This window comes from Centipeda felix (genome assembly GCF_900186465.1).
GTDB classification, from domain to species: Bacteria; Bacillota; Negativicutes; order Selenomonadales; family Selenomonadaceae; genus Centipeda; species Centipeda felix.
The window spans coordinates 186,586-207,858 of sequence record NZ_LT891956.1; the positions used below are offsets into that span (position 1 = coordinate 186,586).

Genomic DNA, 21,273 nt, shown 5'->3' on the forward strand with positions numbered 1-21,273 from the left:
GGAGGCGCTTGGATGAAGGACTGGAAAGACCTGACGATCAGTGACGACTATATGTTCAAGTTGATTATCAAACGGAAACGCATCTGCAAGCAAATGCTTGAGCGCATCCTGCACATCGAGATTGAAGATCTGTCCTATGTCGGCACGGAGAAGGTACTCATTCCCGTTTACGGAAGCAAGGGCGTCCGCATGGATGTCTACGTGAAGGACGGAAAGGGCACAGTCTGCAACATCGAGATGCAGGTGAGAAAGCCTGAGGGGGACGGTCTCGCAAAGCGTACGCGCTACTATCAGGCGATGATGGACGCTGACCTGCTTGCTGCAGGGGCGGACTACGATCGTCTGAACCCGACGATTATTATTTTTATCTGTTCCTTCGATCCATTTGATGCCGGTCGGTACATCTATACATTTGAGAATCAATGTCTGGAGGATAATCACATCCAGCTGAAGGACGGCACGCGAAAGATCTTTCTCAACACCAAGGGAGAGACGGGCGAAATCGACGCATCCATCAAGGCGTTTCTCCGCTACGTCGACGGCGCTGTGACGACAGATCACTTTGTGCAGGAGATCGACAGGGAGATTCATGCGATCAAATCTACCGCAGAAGAGGAGGCGAGTTATATGAGCTACGCGATTAGTCTTGCAGAGGAGAGAAAAGAAGGACGAAGAGAGGGGCAGAGGGAAGAGCGCCTCGCCATCCTCCGTCGACTCGTCTTTATGTCGGGGATGTCGACCGATGAGGCACTCTCGTTGATTGGTGTCCCTGCCGATGAATGGGCGCAGTATCGGCAGGAACTGGAAGAGATAAGATAAAGGAAAAACGTATATTACACAAAAAAAGCACCATCTTTTGGATGGTGCTATATTTTCGCTGGAGCGGGCGATGGGAGTCGAACCCACCTCTAAAGCTTGGGAAGCTTTCATTCTACCGATGAACTACGCCCGCAGTGATTGCTATGATAGCAGATTCTCCCGCGTTTGTCAAACGCGCTCACTCCTCGGGCAGGAGCATGGCGAGGTCGGGCATGAGCTTTGTGATGTCGCGGATGAAGACGCGCAGGACGCTCGTCATGACCTCGGGGTCAAACGCCACGGGGTTATGCGGGACGACGACGTCGGCGTGGATGGCGGTATCGGAGGTGAGGTAGAACTTGATGAGGCGGCTGTCTTGGTTCTGCCGCATGAGCCAGCCCGTGAGCAGCATGGCGTTCGTGTCGTCGACGGCGTTCTGCGCAAGACGGACGCGGATGGTCGCATAGGCGGTGCTGTCGATGACGACGGCGATGGGCAGCCGCCGCTCGCCTGCCTCGATCTCGCTCTCAAAGACGGTGGTGTCGCGGTCGTCGCCCACCTCGCGGATGGCAAAACCGGTGATGTTTTCCTTTTCAATATACTCCTCGAATGTCTTGGCCGCCTCGATCACGACCAACCACCTCCTCGTGCTTATTCCTCTTCGTATGTAAACTGATCTGTGTCCGCGTGATAGTCGAGCCGATACCGCACGGCAGGTCTGCCCGTGTCGGTATAGAGCTCGGGTCCGAATGCGAGCGCGATGTACGGATGATCTGCGCTGTGCTGCACGGATCCGATGTAGACCTGAAAATCGTCAGGCACCGGATTGTAGTAGTCGCTGCTGTCGACGTAGATACGCCATGCACCGTCCACCGGCGATTTTCCGACGATGACCGCACGTCCTGTGGCGGGCGGGGCCCCCGGCGGACGCCAGCCGGCACGTGTGTTGATGTTGCAGTAAAAAAACAGATGCCCGTCGCTCATAAACGCTCCGGAAGAGCCGAGCCCCAGACGCGATGCCGGTGCACTAAAGTGAAAGACGTTCTGCTTGCCCTCCCACAGGGTGAAATGGATCTGCGTGCCCATCTGTGCGAGCGTTGCCTTGATCTCCGTCGTGCCGACCTGATAGTAGGAACGGCGCACGTCTTTGCCCTGCTCCATGCGCACGGGCTTTAGGATGAGCTGGGCGCCGGAGACGGGCGGCAGTGCCGCGGATGCGGTCACAGCAGCAGTGAGCACGGCGATGGATAGGATCAGCAGGAGGAACATCTGATATTTTTTCATAACCGTTCTCCGTCATCTTCTAACGATATTTTATTATAGCATAGCGCGCGGAAAAGGGAAAGAGAAAAGAAGTGCCCGCCAGGAGACCTATTGTGTGAATCTCCACAGAAAACAAAAGTTTTATAAAAAGAGGATTTTTGCCGCAGCGCGCGAACTTCTAATATAAGGGACGCACGAGAGAGAAAGGGCTGTAAAAATGAAATCTTTGCGGAGTTAATTCATGCTGGCGCTGATGGCGCCGGTGATTGCGCTGTCGGTGCTCATCATCGTGCTGCTGCTCATCATGGCAGATATGCGTGATCGCCATACGCATGAGCAATTCCGTACGATGCTGTACACGGACTACGACAATATGATCGGCGTCGCGACGGAGCTCGCACGCAGTGAGGTGCAGAGCGCCTACGATATGTACCGGGACGGACGGCTGACGCAGGATGAGGCAAAGGCAGAGGCGATTGCCCGTGTGAAAAAGCTGCGCTATGGAGCGGACGGCAGCGGATACTTCTGGATTGACGACACAGACTGCCGGCTGATCGCGCATCCATTTTTGGAAAACAAGGAGGGCACGGATCGCAGAGACGACCGTGACCCCGACGGCAACTATGTCATCCGCAATCTTATCGCAGCAGCGAACGACGGAAGCAGGTACAGTAATTTCATGTGGGAAAAGCCGGAGAACGTCGGGACGGGGCAGCTCTCGCCGAAACGTGCCTACTCGCTGAAATTCGCTCCGTGGAACTGGGTGATCTCGACGGGCAACTACGTGGACAACATCGATGCATATCTTGCGGAGCGCAGTGAGGAAAGCCGTGCAGCAATGTATGAGGGGCTGCTCCGTGATCTGAAAGAGGTGAGCGCGCGCGTCGCCGACGAAAAGGAGCACGGTACGGCAGTGGTGCATGACCTCCTGGAGGAGACGGAGCGGGCAAACGCCAACATCGCGGCAATTACGCGCCTCGTCAACGAAAACAACGAGAGTGCCGGCAAGATCGGCGAGGCGAGTACGATGATCGAGTCCATTGCCGAGCAGACGCGCCTGCTTGCACTGAACGCTGCCATCGAGGCGGCACGTGCCGGAGAAACGGGGCGCGGATTTGCCGTGGTTGCGGATGAGATCCGCAAGCTCGCCGACCAGTCGAGCAGCTTTACCAAGGATATCAAGGAGATCATCGCGGAGCTGACACACAACTCGGAGAACGCCGTTGCGGGGATTCAGGATGTGGAGCGCACCGTGACGGTGCAGACGGAGGCCATCGGCTCGACGCGCAGCAACTACATGAGCATCGCGGCCTCCATTGAGAGACTAGAACACGCGACAGCGGCACTCGAGTCGTCGATGTCGGCCATCTTTGCCAACGTCAAGGAGATTACGCCGCTCGTCTCCTCACTCGCGGACGGGGCGCAGAACAGTGCCGCAAGCACGCAGGAAATGGCGGCAAGCATCCAGCAGCAGACAAGCGATATCAACGGCATGGCAGATGTGGCACGTGAGCTCGCTGAGGCGGTGCGCGCCATCCAGGAACAGATTGAGGCATTTGACGTATAATCGTCATGGCGTTTGTCCATCATAAACGGGACTGCGGTACGACATTTTCGAATTCGTACTGCAGTCCCGTCTGTATTTCAGCCCCGTGGAGCGTTCCTCCTCAGTGATGGAAGAGGCGGATGTGGGTCATTGCCATAGCAATACCGTATTTGTCGCAGGTCGCGATGACGTTGTCGTCGCGGATCGAGCCGCCGCTCTGCGCGATGTAGGAGACGCCGCTCTGATGAGCACGCTCCACGTTGTCGCCGAACGGGAAGAACGCGTCCGAGCCGAGCGCGACACCCGTGACCGTGCGGAGGTAGGCGCGTTTCTCCTCGCGTGTAAAGGGCGCGGGCTTTTCCGTAAAGAGCCGCTGCCAGTCCGCCGCGAGCAGGGCGTAGTCGTCCTCGTCGCCCGCGACGTAGACGTCGATCGCGTTGTCGCGGTCGGGACGGCGCACATCGTCACGGAACGGGAGTGCGAGCACCTGCGGGCTCTGGCGCAGCTGCCAGATGTCCGCCTTGTTGCCCGCGAGGCGCGTGCAGTGGACGCGCGACTGCTGTCCCGCGCCGACGCCGATCGCCTGTCCGTCCATCGTGTAGCAGACGGAGTTCGACTGCGTGTATTTCAGCGTGATGAGTGCGAGCAGGAGGTCGCGGCGGGCGGCAGCGGGGATGTCCTTGTTCGCCGTCGGGCGATCCGTGAGACAGTCCTCCGTGATCTTCACATCGTTGCGCTGCTGCTCGAACGTGACGCCGTACACGTCCTTGCGCTCGATTGCGGCCGGCGTGTAGCTCTCATCCATTTGGAGGACCAGATCTGTCTCTTATACACATTCGAGCAGAGATCGGAAGAGCGTCGTGTAGGGAAAGAGTGTAGATCTCGGTGGTCGCCGTATCATTAAAAAAAAAAAAAAAAAAAAAAAAAAAAAAAAAAAACAAAAAAAAAAAAAAGAAAAATACTAGTACAAATAGGCAGATAAATGAGACACACATACAGATAGATAACAATCTGACAGAGAGACAACACAGAGTAAAATTAGTTGTAGGAAAAGCAAGTCAATCAAGATTGGAGCATCAGTGAAAGTATAAATGGGGCCTGGGGTCGAGCCTGTGCTTCTCCCGAGCTTTCGCGCGGGGGCGGTGGAGGACGTTTTCCCCCCCCCCCCGGGGGCGGGGAGGAACCTGTTTTTTTGCCCAAGCGAGAGGGTAAGAAGGGCAGCCCCGCCATCGCCTTCAGCTCGCGCACGAGCTGCCAGCTGTTCAGTGCGTCGAGCAGATTGATGTAGCCCGGCCGTCCGTTCAGTACGGTAAAGGGCAGTCCGCCGTCGGCAAAGACACGTGCGGGCACCTGGTTCGGATTGCAGCCGTATTTGAGGGTGAGTTCTTCCATGTGAGCACTCCTTTTTGCTGATGAATTCTCCTTTTATTATAGCGGGAGGGGGGCATTTTTTCAACTGAAGAACAGCGGTGACAGGAACGCGGTGCGGCGGATCGCTTGCCTGTAAATTTTCTTTGACAGTGCTGCAAAAGCAACGTAATATGTAGGTGAAAGAAGTTGTAAAAACATACAGCTCGATGTATAGGAAGCACTGATAAATTCGGCACAACCATCTTGACGCATCTTTTCGCCCGCTTTTCGTTAGCAAATCCTCCACATAGCCCTCGCTATGCGTCCGGTTTGCTGCCTCAATCGGACAAAAAATCTACGCCAATTTGGCAGACCTCATTTTATCAGCAATTCCTATATTCTGCCATCCGCGAGGGAGGTACCATGGAAAACGAAAACAAACAGCGGTTCATTCAGTTCCCCGAGACGTATGACCGGAGACGCCTGAACAAGATGTACCGTGCGGCAGGGCTGCCCGACCGCAAGTCGTACCTGCTCCGCAACTATTTCTGCGCGATGGCGAATCTCTATGGCACGATTTCGCTGGCGGAGGCATGGAAGCTGATTCATGCGTATCATCCGCGTGGCGCGATTACGGAGGAGCAGTTCTGGACGTTTGCCGAGCTGGCACGCCATGAGGATGAGGGCTATGACATCATGGGGCTGGACGAGTGCTTTGCGGATGAACCGCCGCACACGCCGCAGGAGCGCAGCATCATCAGCGGTATCCTGTTCGATACGGACGAGGGGTATGCCGATATGCTCAACTGGCAGCGGGGAAAGCCGCTCTATGTGCCTGCGACACAGGAAGAGATGCTGTACTATGCGGATTGGCGGTACGTCGAGGCGACGCCGTGGCAGAAAAAGCTCGCGGCCTTTCTGATGAAACGGATGCCGAAGAACTGGTACCTAGGCGAGCGAGAGCGCGCACTCTGGGAGGTCTTTTTCGACGTGCGCGTCGATGGCGATGTTCACCTCCTCCTCGGCGCGGCGGAGGAGTGGGGGCTTGTCATGAAGCGTGACAGCGAGGTCGAGGAATTTGTCGCGCTTTGCGTGGACTACACCAACCACGCGCGTCTGTTTTCCAATCGCGGCCATACGCCGGCCGAGCTTTCCGCCTTGATGCCGCATGACTTCACGCAGCGGCAGACGGCGAGCATCGGCCCGCGGATGCGCGAAGCACTCGCGCGCGGGACGATGACAGTGGAGGAGCTGCGCGAGCAGTTCCGGACGCAGGAATTCCCCCATGAGAGCGTGCGCACGGCATTTTTGGAGGAGCTGGAGCGCGTCGCGGCAGAGCTTGGACTCGCCGCAGGGAAGGAGAAGGTCGGCCGCAACGATCCCTGCCCCTGTGGGAGCGGGAAAAAATATAAGAAGTGCTGCGGACGGTGAGCTGAAAAAACTTTTCATATCGACAGGAGGAACACATGGACGTTGCAACAATGATCGATCACACGCTGCTGAAAACGGATGCGACGAGAGCCGGTATCGACCAGCTGCTCAGCGAGGCAAAACAGTATCATTTCGCCTCCGTCTGCGTCAGCCCGATTTGGGTGTCCTATGCAGCGGCGTAAAGATTGTCAGTAGGCAGGGGGGACGGCAGTAAATCTGGTAGAGGCTGTGGCAAAAGATTATTCGGACTTTGTGCCACAGCCTCTTTTGAGATAGGGGGAAGGAGTACGAAGCGGAATGGGTTAGGATATTGCACAGAGATCTATTGATGTAGTAATTTTCACACCTATGTTTTATCATATTAAGTTCTTCGAATTCAGTGATTAAAATCGGGTACTCTCTTTTTCCTGTGCCTGCACGCGATCACGGGTGGTTCTTCTTGTAGAACGGCAACTAGAGTACCATTCCCGGAGAGGAAAACAGCATGTTCCTCTGCGCTGAGCCGATGGACGTGCGTTGGCAATATTGAGGCCTGCGAGTGTTTTTCCAGCGCAGGGGACACCGGTCACAAAGCAAATGCCTTCCTGCGCAACTCTTTACAGGCGTCCATGACCTGTCCAATGGCCGTTGTCGTATTCATCGAATTCGATGCGCCAGCATCGTTACGAGATATATCGTACACTGCGCGGTATGCTGAGCTCAAAGGCAATCTCTCTGTCGGTAAACGGCATGAGCAGGTCCTTTAAGATCTGGATTTCAGCGCGTCATGCGTTCTTTTATTGGTCCTCTGTCTGATGTTCATCCGCGACTATGAGCTGACCAAGAATATGATCTTCGGTTTTCACAAGAAATGATGAGATTGAACCGGAATAATATGCGTGTTTCATTTTTTTCTTCGCGATCAAGTCGATGGTGTAAATGTATGCTGATCATACCATGACTTAATCTTTTTATATGAGCGTATTTGGGGTTGACATGGATAAGGTTGCGTACCATAATGATAAGACCCAATATCATACGGAAGTGTTTTGACGTACTTCAGAGCAGGGGACCCAGCATAGATGAGGAGGCGCGGTCAATGGATATGACAGCAGCAGGAATCGTGCGTAATGGTGAGGCCTTTTTGGGCATCGAGTTGGGCTCGACACGGATCAAAGCCGTTCTGATTGATGCAAAATGCAATGTGATTGCACAGGGGAGTTATGCGTGGGAGAATCATTTTGATGGACGGTATTGGTCCTATCATCAGGATGAGATCTGGCGCGGCCTGCGCAGTGCATATACGGATCTCCGACAGTGTGTGGAAGAGCGGTACCGAGTATCCATTCAGCATGTTGCAGCGATGGGAATTAGCGGAATGATGCACGGGTATCTCGCTTTTGATACGGCAGGAGATCTGCTTGTTCCTTTTCGGACGTGGCGGAATAATACGACGGGAGAGGCCGCAGAGGCGCTTACCCGCGCGTTTTCGTTCAACGTTCCCGAACGGTGGAGTGTGGCGCACCTCTATCAGGCGCTGCTGTCTGGCGAGATGCATGTGGCGCAGGTCGACTATATGACGACGCTCTCCGGCTATATCCATTGGCAGCTGTCCGGCGAAAAGGTGCTCGGCATCGACGATGCATCTGGCATGTTCCCTATCGACCCCACGACAGAGACGTACGATGCGCGTATGCTGGAAATATTTTCCGGACTTCCGGCAGCGGCGGCACTTCATAAAAAGCTGGATGACATCCTGCCGTGTGTACTCATGGCAGGGCGGGCAGCAGGTAAACTCACGTCCGAGGGGGCGGCACTTCTGGATGAGAGCGGTACTCTTATGGCGGGCTGCCCCATGTGCCCTCCGGAAGGCGATGCGGGCACGGGAATGATTGCCACGAACAGCATCCGTGAGCGGACGGGCAATATCTCCGTTGGTACGTCCATTTTCTCGATGAATGTGCTGGAGCGGCCGTTTCAAAAGGTTTATCGGGACGTTGATATCGTCATGACGCCGAACGGGAAGCCGACGGCAATGGTGCATAGCAACAACTGCACATCGGATATCAACGCATGGTTCGGTCTTTTTTCGGAGATTGTCACAGTGGTGGGGCAGCCCGTCTCTGCTGATACGTTATATCAAAAGTTATTTCAGCAGGTGGAACAGGCGGATCCAGGTGGTGGTGGCCTCCTCAACTACAGCTTCCTCTCAGGGGAAAACCTCACGCGGACGGAAAAAGGCAGGCCGCTCTTTGTCCGCACGCCGCAAAGCTCACTCACGTTGGCAAATTTTGTATTGACACAGCTTTATGCGGCGTTTGCCCCACTGCGGATTGGATTTGATATCCTGACGCAGGAGGAAGGCATCCGGATGGAGCGCATGATTGCCCACGGAGGCTTGTTTCGCACGCCGCACATTGCGCAGCAGGTACTTGCCAACATGCTCAATGTGCCAGTGGCGGTGATGAAGACGGCAGCAGAGGGCGGCGCGTGGGGAATGGCAGTGCTGGCACTCTACGCGTTTCGTGGAAGAGGAGAGGATCTCGCCGATTTTCTGGATCGGGAGGTGTTCGCGGCGACAGACGGAGAGACGCTGACCCCCGACGTGGCAGGTGTGCGCGGCGCGCAGGAGTTCATTGCCCGTTATCGTGCGGCACTCCCCATCGAGGATGCTGCCGGGAATGCACTAACGTACGACGGATGAGCATGCATGGCTGCCGTGCGAAGAAGAGACTTCCGCACGGTGGCTTTTTTTGTGTTGTAAATTCTCTGTGATTTGCTGCATTCATCCTGCCTCCCATGAAAACGGTTTCTTTACAAGTTGCCGAAATAGTGCTAGAATTTTGTTATTGAAGATTCCTAATATTAGCAGGAGGGACTTATGGACTTTGCAAAAATGATCGACCATACGCTGTTGAGAACAGATGCAACAAAAGCTGGTATTGATCAGCTGCTCAGTGAGGCGAAACAGTATCATTTTGCCTCTGTCTGCGTCAGTCCGATCTGGGTGTCCTATGCAGCAGAGCAGCTGCGCGGCACTGGAGTCAAGACTTGTACGGTTATTGGTTTCCCGCAGGGCGCGACACCGACAACGGTGAAAGCCTTCGAGGCACGACAGGCAATCGAGGACGGCGCAGAAGAGGTAGACATGGTGATTCCGGTTGGACGCCTGAAAGATGGGGACTATGATTATGTGCGTGCAGATATTTCTGGTGTTGTTGCTGCGGTAAAAAAGAAAGCGCTTACAAAGGTTATCATCGAGACGTGCCTTCTGACCGATGAGGAGAAGCGTACGGCATGCCGCCTCGCCCAGGAGGCAGGGGCGGACTTTGTCAAGACTTCGACAGGGTTCTCCACAGGTGGTGCGACGGCGGCAGATGTCGCACTGATGCGTGAGACCGTTGGCCCCACGATGGGGGTCAAAGCGTCGGGCGGCGTCCGCAGCCGTGCAGATGCCGAGGCGATGGTCGCCGCCGGGGCAACACGACTCGGGACGAGCAGTGGTGTAAAGATCGTGAATGGGGAGGGCTGAGTGCCATGAAAATCGCTGTTGTTGGATCTAACATGGTCGATCTGACGGCCTATATTACGCGGATGCCCGCCCCGGGGGAAACGCTGGAGGCGCCCGACTTTGCGCTGGGCTGCGGTGGCAAGGGGGCAAATCAGGCAGTTGCCGCTGCTCTGTGCGGTGCAGATGTCATGATGGTCTCGCGGGTCGGGTCGGATATCTTTGCGGATAATACGATTCGTAATTTTCAAATATACGGCGTTGATACGACTCACGTCAAGAAAGTGGAGGGGATGTCCAGCGGTGTTGCCCCTATCTTTGTGGATCAGCATGGACAGAACAGCATCCTCATCATCAAGGGGGCGAATAATGCACTCACGCCGGCCGAGGTGGATGCGGCGGAAGCGAATATCAGGTCGTGTGGGCTGATTATCTTGCAGCTTGAGATCCCACTCGAGACGGTCTATCATACGATCGAGCTCGGGCGGCGCAGTGGGATTCCGGTACTGCTGAATCCCGCACCCGCGACCAAGGAACTTGCTATCGACCGTGTGTGTGCCTGCGATTTTTTCGTGCCGAATGAAACGGAGCTCGCCATTCTCACCGAGATGCCGATGGCGACGCAGGAGGATGTCGAGCACGCGGCGACATTCCTCCTCGAAAAGGGATTGAAGAATGTCATCGTCACCCTCGGGGAGCGCGGCGTTCTTTGGATGACTAAGGCGGAGAAGTACTATGTTCCGGCGTGCCGTGTGGATGCGACCGATACCTCCGGGGCAGGTGATGCCTTTATCGGGTGTTTTTCCAGCTGCTATGTGCAGGATGGAGACGTCCTTGCGGCCATTCGGAAGGCGAGTGCGTTTGCAGCACTCAGCGTGACGCGCAAGGGAACGCAGATGTCGTATCCGGATCGTGCGGCGTTTGCGGCGTTTCTCGCACAGCAGGGGAGGCAGTGAAAGATACAATCAAAAGATAAGATTATATTGACAATTCCAAAGAAAAGAAATACAATACATTATGTAATCGCTTACAAGAAAGAATATGGGAATTGACGCTCTAAGCACGATGAAATGCCTGAGACAACGTTCGCTTGAATCATTCTTCGGAGGAGGTGCAGCGATGAGCGTCAATATCTATGATGTTGCTCGCCGTGCGCAGGTGTCCTCGGCGACCGTCTCACGTGTGCTCAACGGTAGTCCCCATGTCAAGGAGGCGACGAAACGGCGTGTCATGCACGCCATCGATGCATTGGACTACACACCAAATGCATTGGCACGCAAGCTGAGTACGGGGCGCACGGGGAATATTGGCTTTCTGATCCCAGACATGGAGAACCCCTTCTTCTCGCAGCTCCTGCGTGGCGTGACGCACGCTGCGGATGAAAGTGGTTATAACATTTTCTTGTATGGCACGGATGATAATGTGGCAAAAGAGCATCGCTTCTTTGATGTGGTGCGCACGGAGCGGCTCGCAGGTATTCTCGTAATTCCCGTGGATGCGGGAAACGAAAAGACGTGTGAGCGGCTGCTTGCCCTTGAGGCGGAGCATGTGCCGGTCGTCTTGATTGACCGTGACCTAAAGAATGGACGTTTTGACGGTGTCTTTTCTGAAGACTTTCGCGGCGCAATGGATGCGGTAGACTGCCTTTTACATGAGGGGCATCGCCGCATTGCGACGATTCGTGGCCCGGAGAATTCTCGTCCCGGCAGTGAACGGTGGATGGGATATCTGGCGGCCCTTGCCAAGTGGAATATACCGCAGGATATGCGCTATGTGGTGCAGGGCGATTTTCATCGAGAGCGTGCTTATGCCGCTATGCATGAACTCATGGAGCAGAACGACCCGCCGAGCGCTGTCTTTGCGGCAAATAACATGACGTCGCTTGGCTGTCTCCGTTATTTTCACGAACGTGGGCTGCGGTTGGGTGAGGATATTTCCCTGATCGGCTTCGATGAGATCGAGATGCTGCATTACAGTGGCACGGCCCTCAGTGTCGTTGACCGCGATATATGTCGCATGGGACAAGATGCGATGCATCTCTTGATTCGGCGGATTCAGGACAAGGCGGAGCATGCAGGAGATGCGCGCAGGCGGCAGGAGATTTTCCTGCCGACGAATCTCATCCTGCGTGGTTCAGAAAAATGGAGAGGAGCGTGACCGATATGAAGGAGTATGAGGAGCTCTATCGCCTAATGCTCCGCGAGCATGAAAGTGTTTTCGCGGCGCAGGATCAGACGCAGCTTGCGACGGCTCTCGTGGAGATTGCGGCGGCAGGGCGTATCTTTGTCGTTGGAGCGGGACGTGAGGGCATCGCTGCGCGTGCTTTCGCGATGCGGCTGATGCATCTCGGCAAGGAGGTACATTGGCTCTGGGACGATACGACCCCGGGGATGAGAGCAGGAGATCTTCTCATCGCTGTCAACGGCTCTGGTGCAATCGGTCACATTGATTATCTCCTCGATCAGACGGGGAAAACCGGTGCGCGGCGTCTTGTCATCACGGGAGCACCTGCTGAGAGGACTCCGTCGGAGGCGGAGGCGATCCTCTTTGTACCAGCAATGGTATATAAGGGGAATGACCCGCGTACGATTCCATCAAAGCAGCCGATGGGCAACCTCTTTGAGCAGCATCTCTTTTTACTGTTTGATCTTATCGTCATGTTGCTGGTGGAGCGCCTGCATGAGACGCCACAGACGATGGAGGCGCGTCATCGCAACATTGAGTAGTGTGCCTCACCTTTTGTAGATCTATTGGATTGGAGGTAGTACATTATGTTAAAGGGTATCCCAAGGTGTATCGGTCCGGATCTTTTGAAGGCTCTCGCAGACATGGGTCACGGCGATCTTGTTGTGATTGCAGACGATTTCTATCCCGCCGTGTCGATGGCGAGGAATGGAATCACGATTAATGCGGACGGCATTGGTGCGGCGGAAATGCTGGATGCGATTTTGACACTGATGCCGCTCGATACAGAGTATGAAAAACATCCGGTGCAGATTATGGATGTCATGGAGGAAAAGCGGGCAGAAATCGGCCGCCCCAAGGTATGGGATGACTTCATTGCAGCGGTAAAACGCCATGTGCCGGAGGGTGAGTCCTGTGTTGGTTTCATCGATCGTTTCAGCTTTTACGATAAGGCAAAGACGTCTTTTGTAACAATCTCCACAGGAGAGCGACAGCCCTATGGCTGCGTGCTGCTGCAGAAAGGCGTTATGTAGGGGCCGCCGCCCGGCATCCCCTGAATAAGATGAGGAGGTTTTCATCATGACCGTGAAAAAGAAACTCTTGGCGGTGGCACTCGGCGTCACCTGCTGCCTGTCGTTCGCCGGCTGTGGCGGAGATAGTGGAAAGCAGGAGGGCAGCGCAGATAAGTCTGTTGCGCACGTCGTCGAGACCACAGATGTGGCGACGCAGGGCGAGAAGAAGGACTGGAAAATTGCCGTTGTCGTCAAGGACTCGTCCAACGGCTGGTTTGCACGTATGGATGAGGGCGTGAAGCAGTATGCTGCTGATACCGGGATCAACGCCTATCAGAAGGGGCCGGCGGCAACCGATGCAGCACAGCAGGTACAGGTCATTCAGGATGTGATCAACCAGGGAATCAACGCCCTCTGTGTTGTCCCTGTTGATCCGGCGGCGTGTGACCCGGTACTGAAGGAGGCCCGCGACAAGGGCATCGTTGTCATTACGCATGAGGGCTCCACGTGCAAGAACTCGGATTATGACCTTGAGGCATTCAATAATGCAGGCTATGGTGCGTTCATTATGGACAAGCTGCAGGAAGCGATGGGCGGCAAAGGCATCTACACGACGATGGTCGCACATCTGACGAATGCCTCGCAGAATGAGTGGGCAAACGGTGCGGTCGCGCAGCAAATGGCAAAGTATCCGGATGTGAAGCTCCTCGATAACCCGAAGCGCGTTGAGTCGGAGAACAACTCGGAGAAGGCATATCAGGTCGCGAAGGAGGTTATCAAGTCTCATCCGGAGGTTACCGGTTTTGTCGGTACCAGTTCGATGGATACCCCAGGTATCGCGCGTGCGATCAACGAGCTCGGCCTGAAGGGCAAGGTCTTTGTCGTCGGCACTGGTATGCCGAATGAGTGCCGTGCGCTGATCAAGGACGGCTCACTTTCCTACATCACGCTTTGGGATCCAGCCGAGGCAGGATATGCAATGTGCGTGCTTGCGCGTCAGATTCTTGAGGGTAAGACTCCGCAGGCTGGCATGGATCTCGGCCTGAAGTCCTATAACAATCTGCAGGTTAGCCCGGACAATCCGCACCTCTTCATGGGGGCCGGCTGGCTTGCAGTCAACAAGGACAATGTCGATAACTACAATTTCTAATTAAATGTGTCAGCGAAGGCGCGGCAGTCCCCCGGCGGGCTTCTGCGCTTTTGCTCTATGTACCTATATATTGGAAGGAGGCGCTGGGGGATGTCTGACTATATTCTGAAGGCAACCGGTATCAAAAAATATTTCGGTGGCGTCAAGGCGCTGGATGGAGTCAATCTCTCCATACGAAAAGGGGAGGTTCATTGTCTCGCGGGGGAAAACGGCTGTGGAAAGTCAACCATCATTAATGTCATTTCGGGATTTTATACACCGGATGATGGGGTGCTCGAGATCGACGGCGAGACGTTCGACTACATGACACCGCAGATAGCAATTAATAGCGGCATCCAGGTTATCTATCAGGATTTATCTCTTTTTCCGAATCTCACAGTGCAGGAAAATTTGGCGCTGAATATGGAGGTCGCCTCGGGGCGCAGCATCGTCAATAAGTCGCGGATGCGGCAGACGGCACAGTCAGCACTTGCGAAGATCAATTTGGATGTAGATCTCGATGAGCTCGTGGAGAATCTAACCTTTGGCATGCGCCAGATGATCGCGATCAGCCGTGCACTGCTCAATGACGCACGCCTCATTATCATGGACGAGCCGACGACAGGTCTCACAAAAAAAGAAGTGGATACCCTGTTCCGACTGATTCGTGAATTGCAGTCGCGCGGCATTGCCATTCTCTTCGTCTCCCATAAACTGGACGAAGTATTCGAGATCGCGGAGCACTATACAATCTTCCGTAGCGGAAAAAATGTTGCGGAGGGGAAGACGAGTGAACTCGATCAGGATAAATTTACATATTATATGACCGGGCGTGAGATTGTCACGAAACATTTTACCTATCAGGACAATGGTGCCCCTACGGTTCTCGAGGTAAAAAATCTCAGCCTCGACAACGGTTTCCGCGATGTGAGTTTTTCTCTGAAAAAGGGGGAGATTGTCGGTATTACGGGGCTTCTCGGCTCGGGGCGGACAGAGCTCGCGGAAGCTCTTTTTGGCTACCATCGCCCACAAAGCGGAGAAATACGAATAAATGGCGAAAAAATAGAAATTAAATGTATTCGCGATGCCATAAAGAATGGGATCGGCTATTTGCCTCCTGATCGCGTGACAGAAGGCCTCTTTTTGAGTCAATCGATTGCGGATAATATCTCGACAGAGAAATGGGACGAGTACGCCAATGTACTGGGAGCAGTGGATCAACAGAGAATTGAAGAGATGGCGCATTATTGGGAGAAGGAACTCTCGATCGCTCTGCACGATGTTGAGGCGCCGGTCGGTACGCTCTCAGGCGGCAACCAGCAGAAATGCGTCTTAGCAAAGTGGCTTGCCATCCATCTGAATGTGCTTATCCTTAATGGACCGACGGTTGGTGTGGACATCGGTGCGAAGTTCGATATCTATGAACGCGTGCGTAAACTGGCGAAGGAGGGGCTCACTGTGCTGATCATCTCGGATGATCTGCCGGAGATTCTGACGAATTGTAATCGCGTGATGGTGATGCAGCAGGGGCGGCTTGCCGTTGCGTTATCAACGCAGGAGCTGGACGAGAATACACTTGCTGGCCTTGCCCATCAAGGAGGGGATGCCGCATGAGGAAGCGGATATTTACATCGACAGAGTTTTACGTCGGTATTGTGTTGATTTTGCTCTGCCTATTGGTTCAGATAAAGAGCGGGCAGTTCTTCACGGGGAACAATGCGGTGGATCTCCTGCGCGCGTTTTCCGTACCTGCGATGTTCTGCATCGGTGAGATGTTCGTCATTATTACGGGCGGAGTGGATGTCTCATTTCCTGCGATTGCATCGATGGCGATGTTCATTGTCTGTTCGCAGCTCGAGCATGTGACGGATAATCCCCTGCTGTTCTTTGCGGCGGCGATGCTTATTGGGCTCTGTGTGGGACTTGTCAACGGCTTTATCATTGCGCGGTTTCGGTTTCCCGCACTCATTGTGACACTGGGAACGAGCAGTATCTGCTTCGGCATCATGCAGGGGGTCTTTAAGTCGCGTGAGTATCCGCTGTGCCAGCCGCTCTATGAGCTCGGTCAGATGAAACTGCTGTCGGTGACGAATCCCGTCTCAGGACTCACGTCGGATATGCCAGTCGGGATTATTCTCATGGTGCTGCTTATTTTTATCGGGTGGTTTATCCTCGAGCGCACCATGCTTGGTCGTGGTATCTATGCGATTGGCGGAGATGTCCGTGCAGCGCAGCGCGCGGGATTCCACGTATTTAAGACCATTGTGTTCATTTATGCGTTTTCGGGCTGCATGGCGGGACTTATCGGTGTACTCCGTTCAACCATGCTGCTCGCCGTTCATCCGAACAACCTCGAGGGCCTCGAACTGACTGTTATCGCTGCATGTGTGCTGGGCGGCGTTCGCATGGAAGGGGGCAAAGGGACGGTGTGGGGTGCGATGCTCGGCATGGCGCTCCTCACGGTCATGGACAATAGTCTGATTCTTCTCGATGTATCCACTACATGGCAGAAAGTGTTTACAGGTGCAGTCATCATTCTCGGTACGGCGATCTCTGCTCTGCAGGCACGGAGAAATGAGCGTAAACTCACGGTCCATGTATCGGATGCGAAGGGGGGGGAATCGTGATGGATGTTTTACGTCAAGTCTTCCGCAGGGATAAGAATCTCATGCGCCTGATGATCGTGTTTCTCGTGGTTTTTGCTTTTTGTACGGTACTCAAAGGAACCCTCTTTCTGAGTGTGTCAAATTTTCAGTCCATGGGAAAACAGTTTCCGGAGTTCGGCCTCCTCGCCATTGCCATGGCATTTACGCTCTATACGGCAGGAATTGACCTCAGTGTTGTTGCCGTGGCGAATCTCTCTGCCGTCCTTGTGGCAAAGGTGTTGCCAGCATTGATTACGCCTGATACATCAGAATCTACAGTGACCCTACTCATCCTTGCCGCGTGCGTGGGGGCGCTTCTCTTCGGGATGTTCTGCGGAGCCATCAATGGGTTCCTGATCGGTGCAGTCGGCATTACACCGATTCTCGCGACACTCGGCACGCAGGCACTCTTTATGGGGACGGCGATTGTGCTGACGAACGGCAGTACGCTTGGAGGTCTTCCGCCGCAGATTGCTGGGGCAATGTCGGCGAAGGTTCTCGGGATACCAACGCCTTTTATCATTTTCGTCATCCTTGCGCTCGCATCGGCCTTTGTTATGGAGCGTACGACACTTGGTTATAAGCTGCGTATGCTGGGGACAAGCGTAAAGGCATCGACGTTCTCTGGCTTTAACAATATGCGTCTCTATCTCGCCAATTACATGGTCAGCGGACTTCTGAGTGCAGCTGCGGGGCTGATTATGCTCGGGCGGTTCAACTCTGCAAAGGCGGACTACGGTGCGTCCTATCTGATGGAGGCGATCCTGATCGCCGTGCTTGGCGGTGTTGATCCCTACGGCGGCAAGGGCAACATGAAGGGGGTCATCGTTGCCATCCTAATCGTCCAGATGATATCGAGCTGGCTCAATATGTATGAGAGCATCTCGAACTTCTATCGCCAGATCATCTGGGGCGGGCTGCTCATCTTCGTCCTCATCTATAACTACATTGTCAATGAGCGTGAGAAGAAGAAGGCTAGTCAGAATTAAAGGATAAATAAAGAACAAAGAAGCACTCTGCATGATGAGAGTTTTCATCATGCAGAGTGCTTCTTTGTATATTGACTAAGGAATTCAAGCTTTTTTGGCACAACTTTTCGTACTTCGATGAAACAACTGACACAGGCTCGTATACGGTGTCCGGTTTTCCATCTCGTTTGGGTGAAAAATCTACGCCGATTCGAGGAACTGGTTTATCAGAGGTCTTTTAATCTTTCGAGAGCAGAGCCTCGGTCATGGCATCCATGATCTCCTCTTCCCAGATGTAGTTGCCGCTGAATGTGCCTGCACTGCGCGGGTCGTCGTCCTCGGCGACGGCTTCGCCGTTCATGATGTAGACGAAGCCGTCCTTCGTTCCAGGGCGGAAGAATACGCCGGAGAGCAGACCAAACGCCTCGCCGTTGTGCCCGACAAGATCGACCACATGGCTGCGGCTCACACGCGCCGTGCTGTCGCCTGCGATCTGCAGTTCGCCAAGCCCATAGGACAGCAGTGTGCCGCCGGCGGTGTTTCCGTTTTTCTGCGCTGCATCATACTGCCATTGGGGGCGCAGCATCTCTTGGATGGATGCAGGAGAGAGAATCTGTTTCCCGCGATAGGTTCCGCCGTTCATCAGCAGTTCCAAACCGTGTGTCAGCTCCTCATAGGAGATGCGCAGACCGCCCTGCGGGGAGAGCATCGTTGCATTCGTGCCGGGCACATAGCCTGCGAGGGGAAACCATCCCTGGATGTCCTCTGCGTACGGATTTTGCAGGTAGATGGACTCTGCTTTCGGCTGGCGGCCGTTATAGTCATCCGCCTTGCCGTACCAGGGGCCATTTTCATTCCAGGTGCCGTTTTCGTCCTTCTTTTGATAGATCGTGCCGAGCTTTGCAAAGCTGCGCTTCGTGAGATTGCCGGGAACATAGTCTGCTGCCGTATCCAGCTGCTTTAGAATGTGCTCTTTTTGGTAGCGGTCAAAGCGCTCGCCCGTCACTTTCTCAATGATGGTGCCGAGGAGGCCGTAGTTGATATTGGCATAACAGAAATATTGTCCAGGAGCTTCATTTGCAGGGGCAAAGTGGTCGCCGTTTTCGTAGTAACGTCCCTCGGGGGTGAAGAACTCACGTACGCTGACCGATGGCGGGATGCTGTAGACTTTCCCGTCCCGCAGCGATGAGGTGTGGCTCGCGAGCATCCGCACCGTGATGGGGGTGTTGGGGTGGGCGGGATTTCTCAGCGAGAAGCCGAGATAGCGGCTCACATCGTCGTCAAGGCCAAGCCTTCCTTCCTCGACGAGCTGCATCAGGGTAAATACCGTAAACTGTTTGGAGACGGAGGCGATGCGAAACCGTGTATCTCGTGTGATTGGCTCCGCTGCGATTGGGTTCTGGCGGAGAAAACGACGATTGCCGGCAAAGTGACTGTACACTTCCTGTCCGTTGCGGTAGAGAATAACACCAAGCCCGGGCACCTTTGTGCCCGTATCTCCGATCATTGCATCCAGGCGCTTTGTCAGTTGTGCTGTTGCCGCAGGAGAGAGAGCGGCACCCTGTGGGAGTGCGGCAGGGTCGCCGACGACGGGGGATGCCGCTGTCTTGTGTGCAGCGGCGGCGATGGAGGCAGGAGCGTTGTTTGAGGCCGCGTATGCCGCAGGCATTCCGCAGAGGAACGCCGCGCCGATGACAAGGGAGAAGCGGCGCAGGGAGGTGATTCTTTTCCGCATGAGAAGCTCCTTTCGTAAGATGAAAACGAGACAGAAGAATACAACGGTAATTATACAACGGTTCTCTCGATAAAGCACGATGGACTGAGAAAGAATATTGTATACGGCGGAACAGGTTGTGCGTACCCATCTGCCGTATCCATCCGATTGCGTTAAACGGAAAACCAAAGAAAACAAAGATCAAAAGAAATAAAAACAATCAAATATTATATTGACTTATGATAGATTATGTTTTATTATATAAAAAACAAAGATAAAACAACATAAAGACAACAAAACAGACAAACAAGATATAGGAGGAAAGAGACGATGGAGCATCCGTATTATCTGGCGATTGATATTGGCGCATCGAGCGGGCGTCACATCCTGGGCTGGATTGAGAACGGGAAGATCCGTATCGAGGAGATTCATCGCTTTCAGAACGGTCTCGTGGGAAGGAACGGGCATCTCTGCTGGGATGTGGATCATCTCTTTCACGAGGTGGTCGAGGGGCTGAAGCGGTGCCGTACGCTGAATCGGATTCCGAAGAGTGTCGGGATTGACACGTGGGCGGTGGATTTTGTCCTGCTCGATGAGGCCGGACAGCTGCTCGGCGATACTGTTGCCTATCGGGATGGGCGGACGCAGGGCATGGATACGCTGGTCTACCGGACGATTTCGGAGCAGGCGCTCTACGCACGCAACGGGATTCAAAAGCAGATCTTCAACTCGATCTATCAGCTTATGGCGATCCGGCAGGAAAGTCCCGAGACCCTGTCGGCGGCAAAACATTTTCTGATGATTCCCGACTATCTGAACTATCTCCTGACGGGGGTCATGAAGAACGAGTACACGAATGCGACAACGACGCAGCTCGTGAGTGCAGAGACGCAGGATTGGGACTACGAGCTGATGGATATGCTCGGCATCCCGAAGGAGATGTTCGGCGCGATTGCCATGCCGAAGACTCCCGTGGGTGCACTCACGGAAAAGATCGCGGCGGAGGTCGGGTTCCAGACGGAGGTGGTTCTGCCCGCGACGCAAGATACGGGATCGGCGGTCATGGCGGTGCCGAGCACGTCGGATGACAGCATCTATCTGAGCTCAGGAACGTGGTCGCTGATGGGCATCGAGCGCCTGATCCCGGACTGCTCGGAGGTGTCGCAGCGGCACAATTTCACGAACGAGGGCGGCTACCACTACCGCTATCGCTACCTCAAAAATATCATGGGCATGTGGATCATGCAGAATCTGCGCAAGGAGTTCCGCCACGACTACACGTTCGAGGAGTTGTACCAGCTCGCGCATATCGGCCGTTACTTTACCTCGACGGTGGATGTCAACGACGCGGCCTTCCTCGCCCCCCAGAGCATGCGGGCGGCACTGCAGGAGTACTGCGGGCGGACGGGGCAGGAGGCACCCGAGACGGAGTGCGAGCTGCTCTACTGCGTCTACAACAGTCTCGCCCAGTGCTATGCCGAGACGGTGGTGGAGATCGAGGAGGTGACGGGGCGGACGTTCGAACGCATTCACGTGGTCGGCGGCGGCTGTCAGGATCAGTTCCTCAACCGCCTGCTGCAGCGGCAGACGGGCAAGGAGGTCTGCGCGGGCCCTGTGGAGGCAACGGCGATCGGCAATCTGATGGCGCAAATGCTGAAGGACAAGGTCTTTGAGGATCTGTCCGAGGCACGTCAGATGGTGGCAAAATCCTTTGATATCAACGAGGTTTCGCCTGTGCTGTAAAG

At 54.6% G+C, this 21,273-nt stretch carries 16 protein-coding genes, 1 tRNA gene and 3 pseudogenes; 16 read left to right on the top strand and 4 right to left on the bottom strand.

What is annotated here, in order from left to right; genetic code table 11:
- The first annotated feature begins 12 nt into the window (after window positions 1-12).
- Window positions 13-819 carry an Rpn family recombination-promoting nuclease/putative transposase gene (locus C1713_RS01940; RefSeq protein WP_102492855.1) on the top strand — a complete coding sequence of 269 codons (807 nt, stop codon included), beginning with the start codon at window positions 13-15 and terminating at the stop codon, window positions 817-819.
- Between the two features lie 59 nt (window positions 820-878).
- On the opposite strand, the gene C1713_RS01945 is transcribed toward C1713_RS01940, so the two are convergent.
- The 3 genes from C1713_RS01945 to C1713_RS01955 form a co-directional block, all read right to left on the bottom strand.
- A tRNA-Gly gene (locus C1713_RS01945) sits at window positions 879-952 on the bottom strand.
- A 45-nt stretch (window positions 953-997) separates the two neighbouring features.
- On the bottom strand, window positions 998-1,429 hold the full coding sequence (locus tag C1713_RS01950) for a hypothetical protein (protein WP_061945656.1): 432 nt from the start codon (window positions 1,427-1,429) through the stop codon (window positions 998-1,000).
- 20 nt (window positions 1,430-1,449) lie between these two features.
- Complete coding sequence (locus C1713_RS01955) at window positions 1,450-2,082, bottom strand: hypothetical protein (protein ID WP_102492856.1); 633 nt, start codon at window positions 2,080-2,082, stop codon at window positions 1,450-1,452.
- Window positions 2,083-2,434: 352 nt separating this feature from the next.
- Between C1713_RS01955 and C1713_RS12635 the strand changes: the two are divergent.
- From C1713_RS12635 to C1713_RS02040, 14 genes and pseudogenes are all read left to right on the top strand, one after another.
- Window positions 2,435-2,812, top strand: a pseudogene (locus C1713_RS12635) (cache domain-containing protein); the annotation flags it as partial.
- 222 nt (window positions 2,813-3,034) lie between these two features.
- Window positions 3,035-3,628 (top strand): annotated as a pseudogene (locus C1713_RS12640) (methyl-accepting chemotaxis protein); the annotation flags it as partial.
- 1,752 nt (window positions 3,629-5,380) lie between these two features.
- Window positions 5,381-6,388 carry an SEC-C metal-binding domain-containing protein gene (locus C1713_RS12290; protein ID WP_170950747.1) on the top strand — a complete coding sequence of 336 codons (1,008 nt, stop codon included), beginning with the start codon at window positions 5,381-5,383 and terminating at the stop codon, window positions 6,386-6,388.
- Window positions 6,389-6,423: 35 nt separating this feature from the next.
- Window positions 6,424-6,564 (top strand): annotated as a pseudogene (locus tag C1713_RS01985) (deoxyribose-phosphate aldolase); the annotation flags it as partial.
- A gap of 902 nt (window positions 6,565-7,466) precedes the next feature.
- Entirely contained in the window at window positions 7,467-9,071 is a 1,605-nt protein-coding gene (locus tag C1713_RS01995; RefSeq protein WP_102492860.1) for a xylulokinase, read from the top strand.
- A gap of 177 nt (window positions 9,072-9,248) precedes the next feature.
- Complete coding sequence (deoC, locus tag C1713_RS02000; RefSeq protein ID WP_102492861.1) at window positions 9,249-9,899, top strand: deoxyribose-phosphate aldolase; 651 nt, start codon at window positions 9,249-9,251, stop codon at window positions 9,897-9,899.
- A 5-nt stretch (window positions 9,900-9,904) separates the two neighbouring features.
- Window positions 9,905-10,831 carry a ribokinase gene (rbsK, locus tag C1713_RS02005; protein ID WP_102492862.1) on the top strand — a complete coding sequence of 309 codons (927 nt, stop codon included), beginning with the start codon at window positions 9,905-9,907 and terminating at the stop codon, window positions 10,829-10,831.
- A gap of 163 nt (window positions 10,832-10,994) precedes the next feature.
- Entirely contained in the window at window positions 10,995-12,032 is a 1,038-nt protein-coding gene (locus tag C1713_RS02010) for a LacI family DNA-binding transcriptional regulator (protein ID WP_102492863.1), read from the top strand.
- Between the two features lie 5 nt (window positions 12,033-12,037).
- On the top strand, window positions 12,038-12,601 hold the full coding sequence (locus C1713_RS02015; RefSeq protein ID WP_102492864.1) for an SIS domain-containing protein: 564 nt from the start codon (window positions 12,038-12,040) through the stop codon (window positions 12,599-12,601).
- A 45-nt stretch (window positions 12,602-12,646) separates the two neighbouring features.
- Complete coding sequence (locus C1713_RS02020) at window positions 12,647-13,093, top strand: RbsD/FucU family protein (protein ID WP_102492865.1); 447 nt, start codon at window positions 12,647-12,649, stop codon at window positions 13,091-13,093.
- A 46-nt stretch (window positions 13,094-13,139) separates the two neighbouring features.
- Window positions 13,140-14,222 carry an autoinducer 2 ABC transporter substrate-binding protein gene (locus tag C1713_RS02025; protein WP_102492866.1) on the top strand — a complete coding sequence of 361 codons (1,083 nt, stop codon included), beginning with the start codon at window positions 13,140-13,142 and terminating at the stop codon, window positions 14,220-14,222.
- Window positions 14,223-14,312: 90 nt separating this feature from the next.
- Window positions 14,313-15,815, top strand: a complete 1,503-nt coding sequence (locus C1713_RS02030) for a sugar ABC transporter ATP-binding protein (protein ID WP_102492867.1) — start codon at window positions 14,313-14,315, stop codon at window positions 15,813-15,815.
- The gene (locus C1713_RS02035) at window positions 15,812-16,828 is read left to right on the top strand and encodes an ABC transporter permease (protein ID WP_102492868.1); all 1,017 of its coding nucleotides are present in this window, start codon (window positions 15,812-15,814) and stop codon (window positions 16,826-16,828) included. The genes C1713_RS02030 and C1713_RS02035 overlap by 4 nt, the downstream gene beginning before the upstream one ends.
- Window positions 16,828-17,835, top strand: a complete 1,008-nt coding sequence (locus C1713_RS02040) for an ABC transporter permease (protein ID WP_102492869.1) — start codon at window positions 16,828-16,830, stop codon at window positions 17,833-17,835. Before C1713_RS02035 ends, C1713_RS02040 begins: the two co-directional genes overlap by 1 nt.
- A 217-nt stretch (window positions 17,836-18,052) precedes the next feature.
- On the opposite strand, the gene C1713_RS02045 is transcribed toward C1713_RS02040, so the two are convergent.
- The gene (locus C1713_RS02045; RefSeq protein WP_102492870.1) at window positions 18,053-19,549 is read right to left on the bottom strand and encodes a serine hydrolase domain-containing protein; all 1,497 of its coding nucleotides are present in this window, start codon (window positions 19,547-19,549) and stop codon (window positions 18,053-18,055) included.
- A 309-nt stretch (window positions 19,550-19,858) separates the two neighbouring features.
- On the opposite strand from C1713_RS02045, the gene rhaB reads away from it, so the two are divergent.
- On the top strand, window positions 19,859-21,271 hold the full coding sequence (rhaB, locus tag C1713_RS02050; RefSeq protein WP_102492871.1) for a rhamnulokinase: 1,413 nt from the start codon (window positions 19,859-19,861) through the stop codon (window positions 21,269-21,271).
- Window positions 21,272-21,273 lie beyond the last annotated feature (2 nt).

Excerpts from the sequence above, each read along its gene's own strand:
- C1713_RS01940 (WP_102492855.1), top strand. The coding sequence starts at position 13 with ATGAAGGACTGGAAAGACCTGACGATCAGTGACGACTATATGTTCAAG.
- C1713_RS01955 (WP_102492856.1), bottom strand. The coding sequence starts at position 2,082 with ATGAAAAAATATCAGATGTTCCTCCTGCTGATCCTATCCATCGCCGTG.
- C1713_RS12290 (WP_170950747.1), top strand. The coding sequence starts at position 5,381 with ATGGAAAACGAAAACAAACAGCGGTTCATTCAGTTCCCCGAGACGTAT.
- C1713_RS01995 (WP_102492860.1), top strand. The coding sequence starts at position 7,467 with ATGGATATGACAGCAGCAGGAATCGTGCGTAATGGTGAGGCCTTTTTG.
- deoC (WP_102492861.1), top strand. The coding sequence starts at position 9,249 with ATGGACTTTGCAAAAATGATCGACCATACGCTGTTGAGAACAGATGCA.
- rbsK (WP_102492862.1), top strand. The coding sequence starts at position 9,905 with ATGAAAATCGCTGTTGTTGGATCTAACATGGTCGATCTGACGGCCTAT.
- C1713_RS02010 (WP_102492863.1), top strand. The coding sequence starts at position 10,995 with ATGAGCGTCAATATCTATGATGTTGCTCGCCGTGCGCAGGTGTCCTCG.
- C1713_RS02015 (WP_102492864.1), top strand. The coding sequence starts at position 12,038 with ATGAAGGAGTATGAGGAGCTCTATCGCCTAATGCTCCGCGAGCATGAA.
- C1713_RS02020 (WP_102492865.1), top strand. The coding sequence starts at position 12,647 with ATGTTAAAGGGTATCCCAAGGTGTATCGGTCCGGATCTTTTGAAGGCT.
- C1713_RS02025 (WP_102492866.1), top strand. The coding sequence starts at position 13,140 with ATGACCGTGAAAAAGAAACTCTTGGCGGTGGCACTCGGCGTCACCTGC.
- C1713_RS02030 (WP_102492867.1), top strand. The coding sequence starts at position 14,313 with ATGTCTGACTATATTCTGAAGGCAACCGGTATCAAAAAATATTTCGGT.
- C1713_RS02035 (WP_102492868.1), top strand. The coding sequence starts at position 15,812 with ATGAGGAAGCGGATATTTACATCGACAGAGTTTTACGTCGGTATTGTG.
- C1713_RS02040 (WP_102492869.1), top strand. The coding sequence starts at position 16,828 with ATGGATGTTTTACGTCAAGTCTTCCGCAGGGATAAGAATCTCATGCGC.
- C1713_RS02045 (WP_102492870.1), bottom strand. The coding sequence starts at position 19,549 with ATGCGGAAAAGAATCACCTCCCTGCGCCGCTTCTCCCTTGTCATCGGC.
- rhaB (WP_102492871.1), top strand. The coding sequence starts at position 19,859 with ATGGAGCATCCGTATTATCTGGCGATTGATATTGGCGCATCGAGCGGG.